The sequence below is a fragment of the Bartonella sp. AA18HLJMS genome (genome assembly GCF_042197245.1).
Taxonomy (GTDB): Bacteria; Pseudomonadota; Alphaproteobacteria; order Rhizobiales; family Rhizobiaceae; genus Bartonella.
Genome location: NZ_JBHIRP010000014.1, coordinates 29,020 through 45,184, shown reverse-complemented (window position 1 = coordinate 45,184; position 16,165 = coordinate 29,020). Strand labels below are relative to the sequence as shown.

General features: G+C 38.6%; 21 protein-coding genes. 8 read left to right on the top strand and 13 right to left on the bottom strand.

All coding sequences use genetic code 11. The features are described from left to right. Window positions 1-398 precede the first annotated feature (398 nt). From ACFINW_RS07850 to ACFINW_RS07800, 11 genes are all read right to left on the bottom strand, one after another. Window positions 399-776, bottom strand: coding sequence for a hypothetical protein (locus ACFINW_RS07850; protein ID WP_375674071.1), 378 nt, complete (start codon window positions 774-776; stop codon window positions 399-401). An 11-nt stretch (window positions 777-787) separates the two neighbouring features. Beyond that, window positions 788-985 carry a hypothetical protein gene (locus tag ACFINW_RS07845; protein WP_375674069.1) on the bottom strand — a complete coding sequence of 66 codons (198 nt, stop codon included), beginning with the start codon at window positions 983-985 and terminating at the stop codon, window positions 788-790. After that, a complete protein-coding gene (locus ACFINW_RS07840) occupies window positions 975-1,532 on the bottom strand; it encodes a hypothetical protein (RefSeq protein ID WP_375621568.1) in 558 nt (185 codons plus the stop codon). Before ACFINW_RS07840 ends, ACFINW_RS07845 begins: the two co-directional genes overlap by 11 nt. Before the next feature lie 57 nt (window positions 1,533-1,589). Continuing rightward, window positions 1,590-2,141: a hypothetical protein gene (locus tag ACFINW_RS07835; RefSeq protein WP_375674067.1), complete on the bottom strand. Its 552-nt coding sequence runs from the start codon at window positions 2,139-2,141 to the stop codon at window positions 1,590-1,592. A gap of 8 nt (window positions 2,142-2,149) precedes the next feature. Continuing rightward, window positions 2,150-2,668 carry a hypothetical protein gene (locus tag ACFINW_RS07830; RefSeq protein ID WP_375621570.1) on the bottom strand — a complete coding sequence of 173 codons (519 nt, stop codon included), beginning with the start codon at window positions 2,666-2,668 and terminating at the stop codon, window positions 2,150-2,152. A gap of 355 nt (window positions 2,669-3,023) precedes the next feature. Further along, entirely contained in the window at window positions 3,024-3,296 is a 273-nt protein-coding gene (locus tag ACFINW_RS07825) for a hypothetical protein (RefSeq protein ID WP_375674065.1), read from the bottom strand. Between the two features lie 565 nt (window positions 3,297-3,861). Beyond that, window positions 3,862-4,125: a hypothetical protein gene (locus tag ACFINW_RS07820; RefSeq protein WP_375640892.1), complete on the bottom strand. Its 264-nt coding sequence runs from the start codon at window positions 4,123-4,125 to the stop codon at window positions 3,862-3,864. Window positions 4,126-4,183: 58 nt separating this feature from the next. After that, window positions 4,184-4,381, bottom strand: a complete 198-nt coding sequence (locus ACFINW_RS07815) for a hypothetical protein (RefSeq protein ID WP_375647100.1) — start codon at window positions 4,379-4,381, stop codon at window positions 4,184-4,186. A 1-nt stretch (window position 4,382) separates the two neighbouring features. Then, complete coding sequence (locus ACFINW_RS07810; protein WP_375674063.1) at window positions 4,383-4,937, bottom strand: hypothetical protein; 555 nt, start codon at window positions 4,935-4,937, stop codon at window positions 4,383-4,385. A gap of 48 nt (window positions 4,938-4,985) precedes the next feature. Then, window positions 4,986-5,540 carry a hypothetical protein gene (locus ACFINW_RS07805; RefSeq protein WP_375621574.1) on the bottom strand — a complete coding sequence of 185 codons (555 nt, stop codon included), beginning with the start codon at window positions 5,538-5,540 and terminating at the stop codon, window positions 4,986-4,988. 8 nt (window positions 5,541-5,548) lie between these two features. Continuing rightward, on the bottom strand, window positions 5,549-6,070 hold the full coding sequence (locus ACFINW_RS07800) for a hypothetical protein (RefSeq protein ID WP_375613261.1): 522 nt from the start codon (window positions 6,068-6,070) through the stop codon (window positions 5,549-5,551). A gap of 1,825 nt (window positions 6,071-7,895) precedes the next feature. Here ACFINW_RS07800 and ACFINW_RS07795 point away from each other — a divergent pair. Beyond that, the gene (locus tag ACFINW_RS07795) at window positions 7,896-8,462 is read left to right on the top strand and encodes a hypothetical protein (protein ID WP_375621576.1); all 567 of its coding nucleotides are present in this window, start codon (window positions 7,896-7,898) and stop codon (window positions 8,460-8,462) included. A gap of 666 nt (window positions 8,463-9,128) precedes the next feature. On the opposite strand, the gene ACFINW_RS07790 is transcribed toward ACFINW_RS07795, so the two are convergent. Together ACFINW_RS07790 and ACFINW_RS07785 are read right to left on the bottom strand one after the other, a co-directional pair. Next, entirely contained in the window at window positions 9,129-9,272 is a 144-nt protein-coding gene (locus tag ACFINW_RS07790; protein WP_375674061.1) for a hypothetical protein, read from the bottom strand. Window positions 9,273-9,564: 292 nt separating this feature from the next. Continuing rightward, on the bottom strand, window positions 9,565-9,789 hold the full coding sequence (locus ACFINW_RS07785) for a hypothetical protein (RefSeq protein WP_375640896.1): 225 nt from the start codon (window positions 9,787-9,789) through the stop codon (window positions 9,565-9,567). Window positions 9,790-10,204: 415 nt separating this feature from the next. Here ACFINW_RS07785 and ACFINW_RS07780 point away from each other — a divergent pair, with 415 nt between their 5' ends. The 7 genes from ACFINW_RS07780 to ACFINW_RS07750 all read left to right on the top strand — a co-directional run bounded on the left by ACFINW_RS07780 (window position 10,205) and on the right by ACFINW_RS07750 (window position 15,707). Then, window positions 10,205-11,149, top strand: coding sequence for a YopJ/AvrA family T3SS effector serine/threonine acetyltransferase (locus ACFINW_RS07780; protein WP_375610230.1), 945 nt, complete (start codon window positions 10,205-10,207; stop codon window positions 11,147-11,149). A gap of 326 nt (window positions 11,150-11,475) precedes the next feature. Continuing rightward, the gene (locus tag ACFINW_RS07775; RefSeq protein ID WP_375674059.1) at window positions 11,476-12,402 is read left to right on the top strand and encodes a YopJ/AvrA family T3SS effector serine/threonine acetyltransferase; all 927 of its coding nucleotides are present in this window, start codon (window positions 11,476-11,478) and stop codon (window positions 12,400-12,402) included. Window positions 12,403-12,727: 325 nt separating this feature from the next. Then, entirely contained in the window at window positions 12,728-13,654 is a 927-nt protein-coding gene (locus ACFINW_RS07770) for a YopJ/AvrA family T3SS effector serine/threonine acetyltransferase (protein ID WP_375621578.1), read from the top strand. A gap of 816 nt (window positions 13,655-14,470) precedes the next feature. Then, window positions 14,471-15,133, top strand: coding sequence for a lysozyme (locus ACFINW_RS07765; RefSeq protein WP_375621579.1), 663 nt, complete (start codon window positions 14,471-14,473; stop codon window positions 15,131-15,133). After that, window positions 15,130-15,366, top strand: a complete 237-nt coding sequence (locus ACFINW_RS07760) for a hypothetical protein (protein ID WP_375621580.1) — start codon at window positions 15,130-15,132, stop codon at window positions 15,364-15,366. Before ACFINW_RS07765 ends, ACFINW_RS07760 begins: the two co-directional genes overlap by 4 nt. Continuing rightward, window positions 15,290-15,502, top strand: coding sequence for a hypothetical protein (locus tag ACFINW_RS07755; protein ID WP_375674057.1), 213 nt, complete (start codon window positions 15,290-15,292; stop codon window positions 15,500-15,502). Before ACFINW_RS07760 ends, ACFINW_RS07755 begins: the two co-directional genes overlap by 77 nt. Next, the gene (locus ACFINW_RS07750; protein ID WP_375636886.1) at window positions 15,495-15,707 is read left to right on the top strand and encodes a hypothetical protein; all 213 of its coding nucleotides are present in this window, start codon (window positions 15,495-15,497) and stop codon (window positions 15,705-15,707) included. Before ACFINW_RS07755 ends, ACFINW_RS07750 begins: the two co-directional genes overlap by 8 nt. Window positions 15,708-16,165 lie beyond the last annotated feature (458 nt).

The following is a 16,165-nucleotide window of genomic DNA, read 5'->3' as shown; positions in this document are numbered from 1 at the left end:
GCTTGATAAAAAGAAAATAAGTTACAAGATTTTCTCTCTTTAAGAGAACAGAAACAGCAAGTAAAGTCCAAGAGCGGCCTCTCTTCACTTTCCCCTCAGCACTCAAGCAAGGATCCTACTCAAGCAAAAGCCTCAATTCTTTAAAAAAACACGACACAAATATAAAAAGGCATAAAACGAGAAGTGTCCCCCATGCTCCTTAATGAACAAGTCAAAGGCAAGGCTCAATAAAAGCCCTCTTCACTTTCCTCTCAGCACTCAAGCAAGAGCACCAACTCAAGCAAGAGCCTCAATTCTTTAAAAAAACACGACACAAATATAAAAAGGCATAAAACGAGAAGTGCACCCCATGCTCCTTAATGAACAAGTCAAAAGCAAGGCTCAACAAAAGCCTCTCTTCACTTTTTCCCCTCGCTCATTTTCCCCTCGCTCATTTTCCCCTCGCTCATTTTCCCCTCGCTCACTTTCCCCTCACTCACATCGTATAATATGACGGGAGCTCCTTTCTGCTCAACCTCTTCTTCTAATTGCCGTATCATTTTGTTCAACTGACGTGTCACGATAAAACGCATAATAAAAACAATCGGTAAGAATAAAAAAGTACAGGCAAGCATCCATGCCAGTGGCTCGAATACGACAAGAGAAACAAAGTCCTGCCCTCTCCATATCTTAACGACAGCAGTTATAACTATTGGAGCAGTCGCCATGACTGTAGAAAGATAGAATATTTTTTTATAGTCTTGCCAAACAAGAGAAAGCTGTTTTTTATCAAACATTCTGCTGCTTTTTATTTTGGGGAGTTCTGTTTTAAGGCGATATCGCGTTCATTCAGCACGCATTTCAGTTCCTTTTTCACGCGACAATAAAGCCGCGCACGCTTGATAAACAGGTAATAAATGACAACGATTGGCGCCCATATTAAAACACTTAAGAGCGTAAAACACAGGAAAGAAATGGCTATTAATGTTATAAGACTACTCGTCATTTTGTCCCCCTTCCACATTCTGCATACGCATTGCCTGATCGCGTTGTTGTATCGCTTCTTCCAATTGTGGAAGTATTTTGTTCAATTTTCTTGTTAACTTTATGCACATGATCCCAATGATCGGAGAAAAGAGAAGAACCCCTAACCATATAAGGCTCAACAGCTGCATGATAAAGGCAACACTATCATTTTTCCACCATACAAAATTTGCAATAGAGAAAGCAGATTGCAAAACAGAAAAGAGAATAAGGATAAAAAAGATTATTTTACATTCTTTTGAATAAAAAGGCAGAGATTCTTTGAAGTTAAGAAAGCGCATTTTCGCATCAAGGGTCTTATGGGCGAGATTGTGTCTTTTCATTTCTCCCAGATCATTGCGCAATTGTTGTATGGCGTGTTTTTGTTGCGTCGTACTCTTTTTCAAGCCTTGAGCGAGTTTAAAAGATAACCTGATATATTTGATCAACAGGTAAGGAAACCTGACCATAACCATAACCATTAAAATGGCAATGATAATGAACCCTAAAAAAACCAAATGCTGCATCATAATGCTCCCTTTTTTTCCCTATCGCATTGATGTGAAATCATCATTTTTATTCTCTGCTCAAACAAATGTTTCTAATTCCTTTACTGTTTCTTGCACGCCATACTGAAGGAAACTATGGAGAATTAAAATGACAGGTAAAGAAACAACAATACATGTCCAGACCCAAAACAGCAGTCGCATGACAAAATCAATAATGTGAAGCACTATCATAGGCACGTAATTGTGCAAAAAAACCGCAGATTTTGGAAGAAAAGCTGAAAAAACGACAAAACCTGTGCAAAGTGCAACCATAACGAAGGCGATAGAAAAGATCATAAAATAATCTTTTTTTGAGAGAAGCAAAGATTCTTGAAAAGAAAAGGCACGCAACTGTGTTGCAAGAACTGTCCTCTGTCCTCTACCCTCTACCTGATAATGCCCTAAATTCTGCGCTGCACCCTTTTTTAATTTTCGCTGCGTCACCAATAACAAGATTGTCCGTTTTATCAACGAATAATAAAGTGCAACGATTGTCACCACGGTAGAAAGGAATACCATAAAAATTGCAGAACAAATAAAAATTGCCGTTCCTACGGCAATCAACATTCCAATGATTAAAGAAGCACTCACTTTTCCCCCTATTGTCTTCTGTTAAGAGATTGATTGTCTAGCTGTTGCTGCTCTGGCAAGGTTTCCCATTGTAGCATCATTTCCTTCACATCCCGTTTAAATACGGCGTTAAAGACAAAAAAGAGCGGACAAAAACCAAAAAGAACGCCAAAAATTATTTGCGGTAAGAAACATAAAAAAGCCCAAACACTATTCCACCCCGCATCAAGAACATGCTGAATTATAGGATTTTGGAAAGGGTGTTTAAGACTTTCCTGAAGTCTTTCCTGAAGACTTTCTTGTTTCATTTGTCCCAGTGCTTGGAGCTGTTCTTTGGATATAACGTGAAAAAATTCCAAAGGATCCATATAGGCAGACGCGGAAAAAAGCACCAACAAGAGGATAGCCAAACAACAAATGATGATATAATCGCCTGTTGAAAGAGCCGTCAATTTTTTGAAAGCTTCTGATTGATCCAACACTGGCTGCGATACAAAAGCCTTATCTCCCTTATGGGCAAATTGATGTTGTGATTTATCTTCGATCATACGGATACTCCCCCACTTCTAAAATTCCCACTCTTCAATATTTGATAGCACGCCACCAGCGCGGTAAATTCGCTTAGCACCCTTCTCAGAGTAATGCAAGTACTATAAATCCCCTCTACGTATTTTGTTCATTTGCCCTATACGCGCTTATACATGAAGCACTATACGTGAGGCGCTTACAAGCCACCCCCCCTATCCCCAAGGTGGTGCCCGCATATTGAAAGCCAAGCACGCAGACAAGATCAACCTCAGTCCCAGATCAACCTCATTCATTGCCTCATCAAAAACTTCCTCAAGTACACAGCATAAATGCCTTACGCTTACCTCTTCCTCAAGAAATTTCAATCCCTTTGCCTTAAAATCCACCCCTTTGCCTCAATGCCTCGTTGTCAATCTGGCCCCCCAAAAATGATAAAGCCCTAAAATGATAAGGATTAATCATTTGGCAAGCCGCCGCATGAATACCAGCGCCTCTCACAATTCCATAACCAAATTGCACAAAACCTTTTTCATCCAGAGAGAGAAACTGTCCTTCACGGTCTCGTAAATAAATAACGGTCTCGTAAATAAATAGATGTCCCTCTTTTCTTTCAATTTTCCCCCTCCACCCCAAGCTCTTTAAAAGCACTGTTACACTTTCTATGGAGCAAAACGTGTGCTTTTGGCTCACCTTCTCTATGCGTCTTGCCTCTCCACCTGCAAGAAAATGGGCTTTTTTTCCCCAAACACCAGAATATCTTTTGCTTTAAGTATAGATTTTTCGCTCTCAATATCGCTTGGTAAAACACATTTTTATGCTTGATAAAAAGAAAATAAGTTACAAGATTTTCTCTCTTTAAGAGAACAGAAACAGCAAGTAAAGTCCAAGAGCGGACTCTCTTCACTTTCCCCTCAGCACTCAAGCAAGAGCACCAACTCAAGCAAGAGCCTCAATTCTTTAAAAAAACACGACACAAATATAAAAAGGCATAAAACGAGAAGTGCACCCCATGCTCCTTAATGAACAAGTCAAAAGCAAGGCTCAACAAAAGCCTCTCTTCACTTTCCTCTCAGCACTCAAGCAAGAATCCTACTCAAGCAAGAGCCTCAATTCTTTAAAAAACACGACACAAATATAAAAAAGCATAAAACGAGAAGTACACCCATGCTCCTTAATGAACAAGTCAAAAGCAAGGCTCAACGAAAGCCTCTCTTCACTTTTTCCCCTCGCTCACTTTCCCCTCACTCACATCGTATAATATGACGGGAGCTCCTTTCTGCTCAACCTCTTCTTCTAATTGCCGTATCATTTTGTTCAACTGACGGGTCACGATAAAGCGCATAATAAAAACAATCGGTAAGAATAAAAAAGTACAGGCAAGCAGCCATGCCAGTGGCTCGAATACGACAAGAGAAACAAAGTCCTGCCCTCTCCATATCTTAACGACAACAGTTATAACTATTGGAGCAGTCGCCATGACCGTAGAAAGATAGCATATTTTTTTATAGTCTTGCCAAACAAGAGAAAGCTGCTTTTTATTTTTGAGAGATCTGTTTTAAGGCGATATCGCGTTCATTCAGCACGCATTTCAGTTCCTTTTTCACGCGGCAATACAACCGCGCACGCTTGATAAACAGGTAATAAATGACAACGATTGGCACCCACAATAAAACATTTAAGACCATAAAGAACAGGAAAGAAAAGGCCATTAATGTTATAAGACTACTGGTCATTTTATCCTCCACGCCCATTCTTCATACGGATTGCCTGATCGCGTTGTTGTATTGCTTCTTTCAATTGTTGAAGTTTTTTGTTTAATTTTCTCGTTAATTTTACGCACATGATCCCAATGATCGGAAAAAAGAGAAGAAGCCCAAACCATAGAATGCTCAACAGCTGCATGATAACGCCGACCATATCGCTCTTCCACCATACCAAATTTGCGACAAAGAAAGCAGATTGCAAAACAGTAAAGAGGATAAAGATAAAAAAGATTATTTTACATTCTTTCGAAGAAAGAGGCAGAAATTCTTTGAAGTTAAGAAAGCGCATTGTCGCATCAAGGGTCTTATGGGCGAGATTGTGTCTTTTCATTTCTCCCAGATCATTGCACAATTGTTGTATGGCTTGCTTTTTTTGCGTTGTACTCTTTTTCAAGTCTTGAGAGAGTTTAAAAGATAACCTCATATGCTTGATCAACCGGTAAGGAAGCCGGATCATAACCATAAACATTACAATGGCAATGATGGTGAACCCTAAAAAAGCCAAAAATTTTATAACAATAGTCACGTGTTTCCCCTATCGCATTGATGTGAAATCATTATTTTTATTCTCTTCTCAAGCAACCATTTCTAATTTCTTTATTGTTTTTTTCACGCCATAATGAAGGAGACTATGGAAGATTAAAATGACAGGTAAAGCGACAACAATACACGCACAAAACCAAAACAGCAGCTGCATGCCAAAAACGCCAACCTTAAACAATAGAGGCATATAATTGTGTAAAAAAATCACAGATTTTGGAAAAAAAGCAAAAAAAGCGAGCAAAACTGCGAAAACCACAATCACAATGAAAGCTAGAAAAAAGATGATACAATAATCTTTTCTTGAAAGTTCCAAAGATTCTTGAAAAGAAAGGGGGCTGAACTTTATTGCACAAACTGTATTTTGTCCTATGCTGACTTTCTGATTATGCCCCAAATTCTGCAATGCACCCTTTTTTAATTTCCGCCGCATCCCACACAACAATATTGTCCGTTTTATCAAAGAATAATAAAGTACCAAGATTGTCATCAGAGTAGAAAAAAGTATCATGATCTCCCCGAGAAACATGACAGTACTCCACCATACTGTGGTCAAAATTACAAAAGTACTTATAAAAGAAGCAGCCACTTGTTTCCCTATTGTGTTTTGTTGAGAGATTGGTTGTCTAGCTGTTGCTGCTCTGGCAATGTATCCCACAGCTTCATCATTTCCTTCACCTCCCGTTTAGAGATAGCGTTAAAGACAAAAAAGAGTGGAAAGAACACCACAAGAACACCAAAAATCATTTGCGGCAAGAGACATAAAAAAGCCCAAACACTATTCCATCCCGCGTCACGCAAAAACACGATTGCAGGATTATTTTCAAAAGGCTGTTTCAAGATCTCCTTAATCATTTTTCGAAGATCTCCTTGTTCCATTTGTCCCAGTGCTTGAAACTGTTCTTTGGATATAACGTGAAAAAACTCCAAAGGATTCATATAGACAGTCGCGGCAAAAAGCACCAACAAGAGGATAGCCAAACACAAAATGATGACGTAATCTTTTCTTGAGAGAGCCGTCCATTTTTTGAAAACCGCACACTGATTTAACACGGGCTGTGACGCAAAAGCCGTATTTCCCTTATGGGCAGATTGGTGTTGTGATTTATCTTCGATCATACGGATATTTTCTCACTTCTAACATGCCCACTCACTCTTTGAGAACATGCAACCAGCAAAACCGGTTTATCTAGCACTCTTTTAACCATGAAACACGCGCTATAAGCCCCTTTAAGTCTATTTTTAAAATTTCTCATACGTGACAACATACAATCCCTAAACCTTACAAGCACAAATGCCATTGTGTCCTCTTATCTATTACCCACACTTCAAAAGACAATGTTTCACAAAACTCAACAAGCAAAAATATTCAATCTAAGAAATATCTGATGTGTAAAGTTTACAAACAATACGCTGATTTATAACAATTTATTGTTTTTCATATTAAATGAGAACCCTAAATACCGTAGGATTGTCTTATTCCAAACCTATTCCATATTAAATCAACCCAAACCATGTCTCTTGTGCGTTACAAGCAGAAAGAGCCATATAGAGTAAAACATTAAGAAAGGATGATAAATGCCTCTAAGGAAGCGCCTCAAATGCCAAGGGCTGTCTCAACAATGAGAGCTGGCAAAATGTGTGATGCTATAGACTTTCTTCTTTACAAGCGTAAAAATGGAAGTGTGCAATAGATTTTATATTATTCAAACTTTATATGGATTTCATTGGGGACTTTATCGTTATACCCTTCATGAGCACCCTTGCAAAATGGGCAAAAGAGAGCCCTAAGACATGGCTCTTTAAAAAGCAACACAAAACAAAGTCAAACAAGCAATCGATTATCCAGTATAAAAAACGTGCGACAAACAACCTTAATCCTCATTTGAAAGCTTCTTAATCAAAAAGGCTTCATTTTAAAAATTCTTCATTAAAGATGAAATATCTCACAGCCCCTACATTTGTATAGCCCCTACATTCATCAAGGCATCTCTTATAAAAGCATCTTTTTATAAAGGCATTTTCTTCTTATAAAAACAGCCTCTTTCGATAATGCATTCCGTCCTTTAAACGACATCCCCTCGTCTTATGATGAGATCCATTAAAACGGAAAATTTTATACTCTATAAAGGATACTTATAAAGGATACACCAAACAAAATAGCGAGATCATTCACAGTTTATTTTAAGCCGATAAACGATATTTTATTTGAAAATATAGGGCATCTTATGCTATTATAATAGAATGTGGAGGTTTGCTTTTTGCCGCTCTCTGCCACTCAACAGAAGACAATATATCTCCTATAAAGGATAAAGGTATGCTTAACAGCGTGATGTATATCAAATATCTTGGGAAAGCGCCCAACAACAAAAAAATAAGAGAACCCAAATAAAAAGCTTCCAACTTAAGAAAACAATGACCTTTCAAAAGTGGAATTGAAAAATTTCCACAAAGCGCTCGTGAAAAAAGAGACAAATAATCCCATTAGAAAAAACTTCCTATTAGAAAGACGATGACATGCCCTTGAAATCCATTGTTATTTTTTCATTCACATTTGACAAAAATTTTCCTTCAATCTCTCAAGAACAGTTAAGAAATATTTAAAAAGCAAATAATCCGCTAGCAATAAAAAAATAAGCATGATAGGGGCGGAAGATAAGACTGATAGGGATAAGATAAAAAAGGTAAGAAACCACCTTAAAGATGATTTTTTCGCCCCACACCGTTGCTTTTCTTTGCATTTAAAACGCCTTTAGTATCGTTTGTTTTTTGATCTGCAACGGCTGATATTTCCCAGTATTTGCTCACTCCCTCAGTATTTTCCTCTTTTTAAGTATTTTCCCCCTCTTAAGTATTTGCTCCCCCCAATATTTGCGCCAAGTGCTTTTTACATCACTGTCCCCCATCAACAGACAGTTTCTTTTTCATTCAAATGGTTAAGTTCATGAAAATACGTAAAAAACGCGGTAGATCGAAAATAACAGGAAAGCGAGAGCCCAATAGCTGTATTTCACGTGCCCAAAATTCCAGCGAATCTGCGCTTCAATCTGCGATTGAAATGCGTGCAAAACACTTTGGTTTAAGCTTCGAAGAAGCGAAAAATCCGCTTGTCGGAACCTATATTGGGCGTCTTTGTTTGCTTGGCTATAAAGAGGCTTCATCAGGCATCAGTAAAGAGCAATATGACACGGCGCAACAATACTTGCAAATTAGAAACGACTATTTATGTGCAAAAGGTTTACCAAACGGTTATTATGATGGTTTTACGCACAGCGCATCAGATGAGAAAGCAAAAAAGCAATGGGTCCAAAGAGCAACGAAACACTATGAAGCTATGCAAGAAGCGATTAAAGAAGCACAATATCTACATCGTCAACACAACTTCCATGCGGCATTACACTATCTTGTTATAGAAGATCAACCGCTGCCTAATCTTGTTGGTTCGTTGCGTATTATTCTTGATGCCCTTTATAAACATTTTGACAGTTCTACCCAAAAGAGCCTTGGCTAAAACACCCATCATTTCCTCCCCCTCACAGGATAAAGATTCTCCCCCTCCTTTTATAACATGCCTCTTTATAACCAGCGCCTTTATAAAGTCCCCCTTTGGCAAGTGACACTTGAGATCCACTGAGCATGCCCTTTCATAAAATTTCATGGGATTGACAAGCTTAAAGCGCACAACAAACAAGCTTAAAAATATCCACCACGCCCTTTAAAAAAATACTTCAACTGTCAAAGAGACTTAACCTTATACCTACCAGTGCCTCACTTAATCCATGCCTCAAAGGACAATATTTCACGGCATGGACAAGATAAATATTGCCCCCTCTTTAAAAAACAGCAACATTCTTCCCTCTACCCCCATTGTAACAAACCACCCTCATCATACACTTCACCCAATATCGCGACATCCTTAGCTCTTCAGACAATTCATTATCGTCATTTTACGTCTTTTCTTGTACAATTCTATATGGCTCTTCTGATCTTATGACGGACAAGAGCTATGGCTTTTATTTCAGCATAATCTGGGTTTCTCATTCAAGATAAATAACGATAAAATATCCACTATAAATCAATAGCTTATCATTAAAACAACCCGTTGATTTTTTGACACAATTAAAAGCATCATCCCTTAAACGAAAGAAAAAGCCCCTACCAACAATCTCCTCCCTCATCAACAACTGCACCGATAACCCTCCACACCTATCACACCACCACTAATACGACAGCCAGCACAGCCCCAATCACCCCCCACAAATCGCCAACACCTAAAGCTTTGCCCCGCAACACCTTCCAACCACCGCCTTCCTAATTCCATCAATAAAATACCACGGATTTCAAAACCACAATTCTCCCTTCACCTTTCCCCTCCTTTCTCAAAGGAGAAAAAGCATTTACTCAATAAATCTTTATACAGAAACCTTTAGAGACCCCAACAGCCACTCGAAGAGCCATCACGCCTCTAAGCACCCACGAGTCCCCCACCTCGTCATCCCCTCGGAACACCCCCTGCGCAATACCTAAAGCTTTGTTCCACAAACACCTTCCAACCACCGCCTTCCTAATTCCATCAATAAAATACCACGGATTTCAAAACCACGATTCTCCATTCATCTTGTCCACGCCTTTCTCAAAGGAGAAAATGTTTTTTGCCACATCAAAAACTTTTCCATTAAAACAAGATATTTTGCTGCATAGCCAATGAATGAGCTTTTTTCTGTAGATTTTTCCCGCGATAAAGGAGGAAAAATAATCGTTTTGCGGTTGACAGAATATGAAAAATCGTATTTAATGATGGGTGCGGTAAGGGGTTTTCTGCGTCCAGATTTCATCATAAAATTTTCGCATTATCATAGACTATTATAAGTTATTATAGACTGTTATAAACAGTGTGTTTCGCGACAATGTTTAAAACTTTACGGTTTGAAGGTATCTTTCGTCCTTTTCTGACTGTTTTCTTTTGCATTACACAATTTGCATCACCAACAACTCTATAATTTTGAGATTTTCAAAACAAGTGGTATTCAATAAGGGCTCTCAATAGAACGCCCTAATAATCCCCCCATAAAATACCAATATCATACATCACAGCAATGATGAGCAATACACGCATAAAAATATGAAAACAGCATTATTATGCTCTCATCGCCTCACCTTTCAAGATGCAAAGGCTTGTTTTTCAAAACATTGTTTAGCCAGAATTGAAGAAGATAATATCACTTATCGATCATCAACATAGAGGCTAAGATTATGAAGCCACAAGATTCTCCCCCACCACATTCCTCACAAACCCCAGAAGGTGCAAGTGCACCTGAAGGGGCGCATGCAAATGCATCATTAGACACTCTTACTGCACATTTAGAACGGCTTAACATTGAAAAAATAAAAAACACCCCTTTTAATCGTGCGGAATTAAAAGATATTATTGCCGGTTTAGAAAAGCATAATGCCGATGGCAGTTGGATCAAAAATTATTATGATATTTTAGATCTGTACATGATGCCAGCCTTGGTCGATCAAGCAAATCGTAAATATCCAGAGATGAATCTCAAACTTACAAGCCCCCCTGACGGCTTTGCCCTTGCACTCAAAGAAACGCTCGAAAAGGGCATAAAATCTTCTAGGCTGATCGTTAACGCACAAGATAGGGGAATTCATTTTGCGGTTGTCGATCATCAAACCATTGATAATAAAACATCTTTGATCTTTTTTGAACCGACCTTACTGCGTGACACGCTTCCCGCACTACTTGCATTAAGGACGCGACAATCCATTGAACATCACCAATTTCCGAATATTCATTTTGCCATGGTAGAAATGGATATTCAACGAAGCTCCTCTGAATGTGGGATGTTCAGCTTAAGCCTTGCCAAAAAGCTTTATCTCGAAGCTCAAAAATTAGAAAGACTACACAAAGATAATATTAAGGGTGTGTTATGTGAACCAGACACGCCTTTACCTGCTGAAAAATTAGATCCATATCTTCCAGCTCGTTTATACAAACACGTGCAAGGCAGAAGACGTCTTGGGGAATATCTAAAAGCCAATCCAGAAGCAGCACAGGAGAAAGTAAACAAAAAAGGCGAAACCCTAACCGAAAGATTTGAGAGAAGCTTGGTAGCAACAGAGACAAAAACTGTTTCTGTTTCACAACACAGAAAAAGAGCCACAGAATACAAATCTCTAATGATGTAATAAGCGTTTTAGCCATAGCCATATTCCACATCCACAAAGAATGAAGCTCTGCGGCTTTACGGTAAGATATAAGTTGCTGTTAGCAAATCTTCTTTTGAGGTAAAGATGCAAACAGTAAGCAACGTGATCTCTTAAAAGACAAAAAGATACCTTACCTTTGACTCTGAAAAGCGGGGGATTTTGTCTTTCGTAACAAAAATTTTTTAAAATAAAGATGATTTCATCTCTTTGTTTTTTTTAGATAAAAATCTTTCCTGCAAACATTGTTTAGCCAGAATTGAAGAAGATAATATCACCTATCGATTATCAATATGGAGGCTAATAGTATGAAGCCACAAGATTCTTCCCTCCCTCATTCCTCACAAACACCAGAAGGAGCAAGTGCAAATGCATCGTTAGACACTCTTACTGCACATTTAGAACAACCCAGTAGCGAAAAAGGCAAAAATATCCCATTCAATCGTGAAGAATTAAAAGATATTGTTGCCCGTTTAGAGGATGATATCTCAACGGGTCGTTGGTTCACAGCTGATTATGCAAGTACAGACCTTAAACTAATGCCAGCCTTGGTCGATCAGGCAAATCGTAAATATCCCGACATGCGTCTTCAATTGGCAGCGTCATCTCACGACTTTGCCCTTGCACTCAAAGAAGCCATCGAAAACGGCGTTCAATCTTCTAGATTTATCATTCACACAAAGGACAGGGGAATCCATTTTTCAGTGATTGATCATCAAACCATCGATGACAAAACCTCCGTGATATTTTTTGAACCTACAACACTCAACAATATGAAACCAGCAGTGCTGGCATTAAGAACACAATTGGCTCTTAAAGCGCATGAGTTGCCCAATTGTTCTTTTGCCATGGTAGAAATGGATATTCAGCGAAGCTCTTCTGAATGTGGAATGTTCAGCTTAGCGCTCGCTAAAAAGCTTCATACCGAATCTCAAAAATTAGAAAGACTGCATAAGGATAATGTTAAGGGTGTATTATGTGAACCAGATACACCTCTATCTCCTGAAAAGTTAGATACATATCTTCCAACCTCTTTTTACAAACACGTGCAAGGAAGAAGACGTCTTGGGGAATATCTAAAAGCCAACCCAGAAGCAGCACAGGAGAAAGTAAACAAAAAAGGCGAAACCCTAAACGAGAGGTTTGAGAGAAGCTTGGTAGCAACAGAGGGAAAAACTGTTTCTGTTTCACAACACAGAAAAAGAGCCACAGAATACAAATCTCTAATGATGTAATAAGCGTTTTGGCCATAGCCATATTCCACATCCACAAAGAATGAAGCTCTGCGGCTTTACGGTAAGATATAAGTTGCTGTTAGCAAATCTTCTTTTGAGGTAAAGATGCAAACAGTAAGCAACGTGATCTCTTAAAAGACAAAAAGATACCTTACCTTTGACTCTGAAAAGCGGGGGATTTTGTCTTTCGTAACAAAAATTTTTTAAAATAAAGATGATTTCATCTCTTTGTTTTTTTTAGATAAAAATCTTTCCTGCAAACATTGTTTAGCCAAAATTGAAGAAATAATATCATTTATCAATCATCAATATAGAGGCTAAGATTATGAAGCCACAAGATTCTTCCCTCCCTCATTCCTCACAAACACCAGAAGGAGCAGGTGCAAATGAATCTTTAGAAGACCTTATTGCACGTTTGATGCAAAGTTCCATCCAAACAGAAGAAGAACATGTTGCACCGAGTTCTGACGAATTAAAAGATATTATTACAGGCTTAGAAGATGATCTTGTCACCGGCCGTTGGATTAACGCTTATTATGAAAACACAGATATTAGATTGATGCCGGCTCTCGTAGAAAAAGCAAACAGCAAATATCCAGAAATGAATCTCAAATTGGCTCTTACAGCAGAAGAGTTTTCGCACGCCCTAAAAGAAGTCGTTGAGAGCGACGCAAAATCTGCCCGATTTATAGTAAATTCGGGAAGCAAAATCCACTTTGCCGTCCTTGATTATCAAAAAGTTGATGAGAAAATCTCTTTGATTATGCTTGAACCTACAACATTTCAGAATATCACAGCTTGCAAACTAGGGATAAAAATAAATCAAACCCTTCAATGTCTTCAACTGCCTCCTTATTCTTTTACCACGGCAGAAATGGATATTCAGCGAAGCTCTTCTGAATGTGGGATGTTCAGCTTAAGCCTTGCCAAAAAGCTTCATCTTGAATCTGATAAATTAGCAAGATTGCACAAAGATAATGTTAAGGGTGTATTATGTGAACCCAACTCATCTTTATCTGCTGAAAAGTTAGATTCCTATCTTCCAACCACTTTTTATAAACATGCGCAAGGAAGAAGACGTCTAGAACAATATTTAAAAGTCCATCCGGAAGCTGAACATGAAACAGTCAACAAAAAAGGCGAAACCCTGAGGGAGAGATTTGAAAAAAACTTAAGAGAAACAGAGGGAAAAACTGTTTCCGTTTCCTCCCACCAAAAAAGGCTCACTGAATACAAATCTTTAACGATGTAAGTGAGGCTTTTTCCATATTCCTATTCATCAAAGAACGAAGAGAGGCTACTTTACGGCTAAGATTTCTCTAAGCAAACCAGCTTTTGCGCTCATAAAACAAAAATAGCCAACAACTTTCCTCTTAAAGAAAAAGCACCATTGTCCTATAAAAACCAGCCCCTCTTAAAATTGTATCAAAATTCCACAGCTCTTGTTAGCCCAAAGCTCTGTGTAACAATGAGACTCTTTGGATAAGCAAAACGTTTGATACATAAAATATTTAATGCTTTCGTCTTCAGTAAAAGCATATGTCTTGTTTTTCTGAGAGTATCCACTTCGTATCTCAAACACCCCCACATCAATGCCATACGACCAAACAACCGCAATAGACCACACTTATCGTGCATCAACCCAACAGCTTCCCGCACCCCAAGAAGGCTCCATCAAAAACACCAGGACAAGCTCTTAAAATCAACAACCTCTCTTAACGGAAAACACCAGCCCAACTATTTACCCCTCTTTGCCAACTATTTACCCCACTTGCCCAACCATTATCCCACTTGCCCAACTATTATCCCTCTTGCCCAACCATTATCCCTCTTTGCCAACTATTATCCCTCTTGCCCAACCATTACCCCTCTTTGCCAACCATTACCCCACTTGGCCGACTATGATCCCTCTTTGCCAACCATTCCCCCATTTCCTAAGATGTCATAACCAACCTTTTGATTTCATAAAAGTTTCACATCTCTTCTGTTTTTGAAGCGTGAAAAAATTCATTTTTAATCTGTCAACCAGCCTCACGTTAACGTGAGGCTTTATTTTATGGAGAAGCAAATGAGAAAAATATCTAAAGCAGGGCTTGCGCTCATTAAACAATGGGAAGGATTGCGTTTACAAGCCTATAAAGATTCCATCGGGGTGTGGACAATCGGCTATGGCCATACCACCACGGCTGGCCAACCGTTCGTTCACAAGGGCATGATCATTACTGAAAAACAAGCAGAAGAAATTCTTTCTCAAGATTTAAGACAATTTGAGAATACCGTTGAAAAACATGTGACGGTTTCTTTAACGGATGAACAATTCGCCGCGCTCGTATCGTTTTGCTATAATATAGGAACATCGGCTTTTTGTAATTCGACCCTGCTCAAAAAACTCAATAATGGCGAATATGAAGCCGTCCCTGCTGAGTTACAAAAGTGGACTAAAGCAGGAGGAAAACGTCTTCACGGTTTAGTGCACCGTCGTGCAGCAGAATCGGGATTATGGGCAAAAGGGGCTTATGTTTCTCCCAACTACCAAACTGTAGAAACGCAAGCTCCAATGGGATTTTTCAAAGCAGAAGCGCTTACACCGATTATTGGTTCTTTTTCTGGACTTGGGGGCTTATTGGCAGGCAATGGTCCCATCCAATGGGCATTAGCAACCATTATGGTTTTAGCCGCCTGCGTTGGCATTTTCTTTGTGGCAAAACGGTTTCGGGAGCAGCGCTTATGATGTGGTGGTTGAAAAAAAATCTGATGATAACAGGAGCGGCTCTGACCGCTTTTTTTATCGCTTTAGCAAAAGCTTTCACTCTTGGAAAGAAGGTTGAACAACAAAAGCAAATAGAAAAAACGCTAAAGTCATCAACAACACGGCTAGAGGTGGAAAATGCAATTAATCAAAAAAGTGATGCTGATGTACGCGCTGCTCTTACTCACTGGTTGCGCGATAAAAACAATCAATGAGCCTTTTTCTTGCGTTGGTTGGATGCCCATTTATTTAGACAACAAAGATCTCAATGTCATCAGTTCAAATCTCGCAAGAGATATTTTAAAGCATAACAAACAAGGGGAAGGCTTGTGTGGGTGGAAACATGGCTAGAAAAAAAACAGAAAAACAAACAGAGCTTACAGAAAAGGAAAAAGAAATCCTACAAGAAATCATCACAACGTATAAAAGTGTAAAAATGATGTCACGCTATACGAAATGGATTATATTCATCATTTTCTTATTAGCACTTGATTTTTCACGGATCGTAGATGTGCTGGGAAGTATTTTTACACAAAAATCGAATATTCAGCTCTAAAATAAATAAAAAACGTGAGACGTGTTAAATCTTTTAAATATAAAAAGCCATTCGTTATTTTTTGAAAACATGGAGATTTTATTGATGATTTTTCATGTCTCACGAGAAATTTTTACACGCCTCACAAACGTCGTGCTCTTCACAAACGCTTTCATGAAATGAATTTAGGGGTATGAAGAGAGATTTTTAACCAACGCGTAAGTCAGCAACTTTGGTAACATAAGAAAAGGATCATACCAACATACATTTTTTTAATAATCTATTGATATCCAAATGATTTTATACTCTTCATAAATAACATTGCCAAGAATTTGTATTAAAAGACATTTCTTTTAAAGAAGCGCATAAACAAGCAATGTAATGGTAGCCTTACATAAAACCTCTCATCTTTACGTTGAATAAAAAAGCAAGCCGGCTCCTCCCACCCTCCCAATTCCCTGCCTCTCAATTTCCACCCT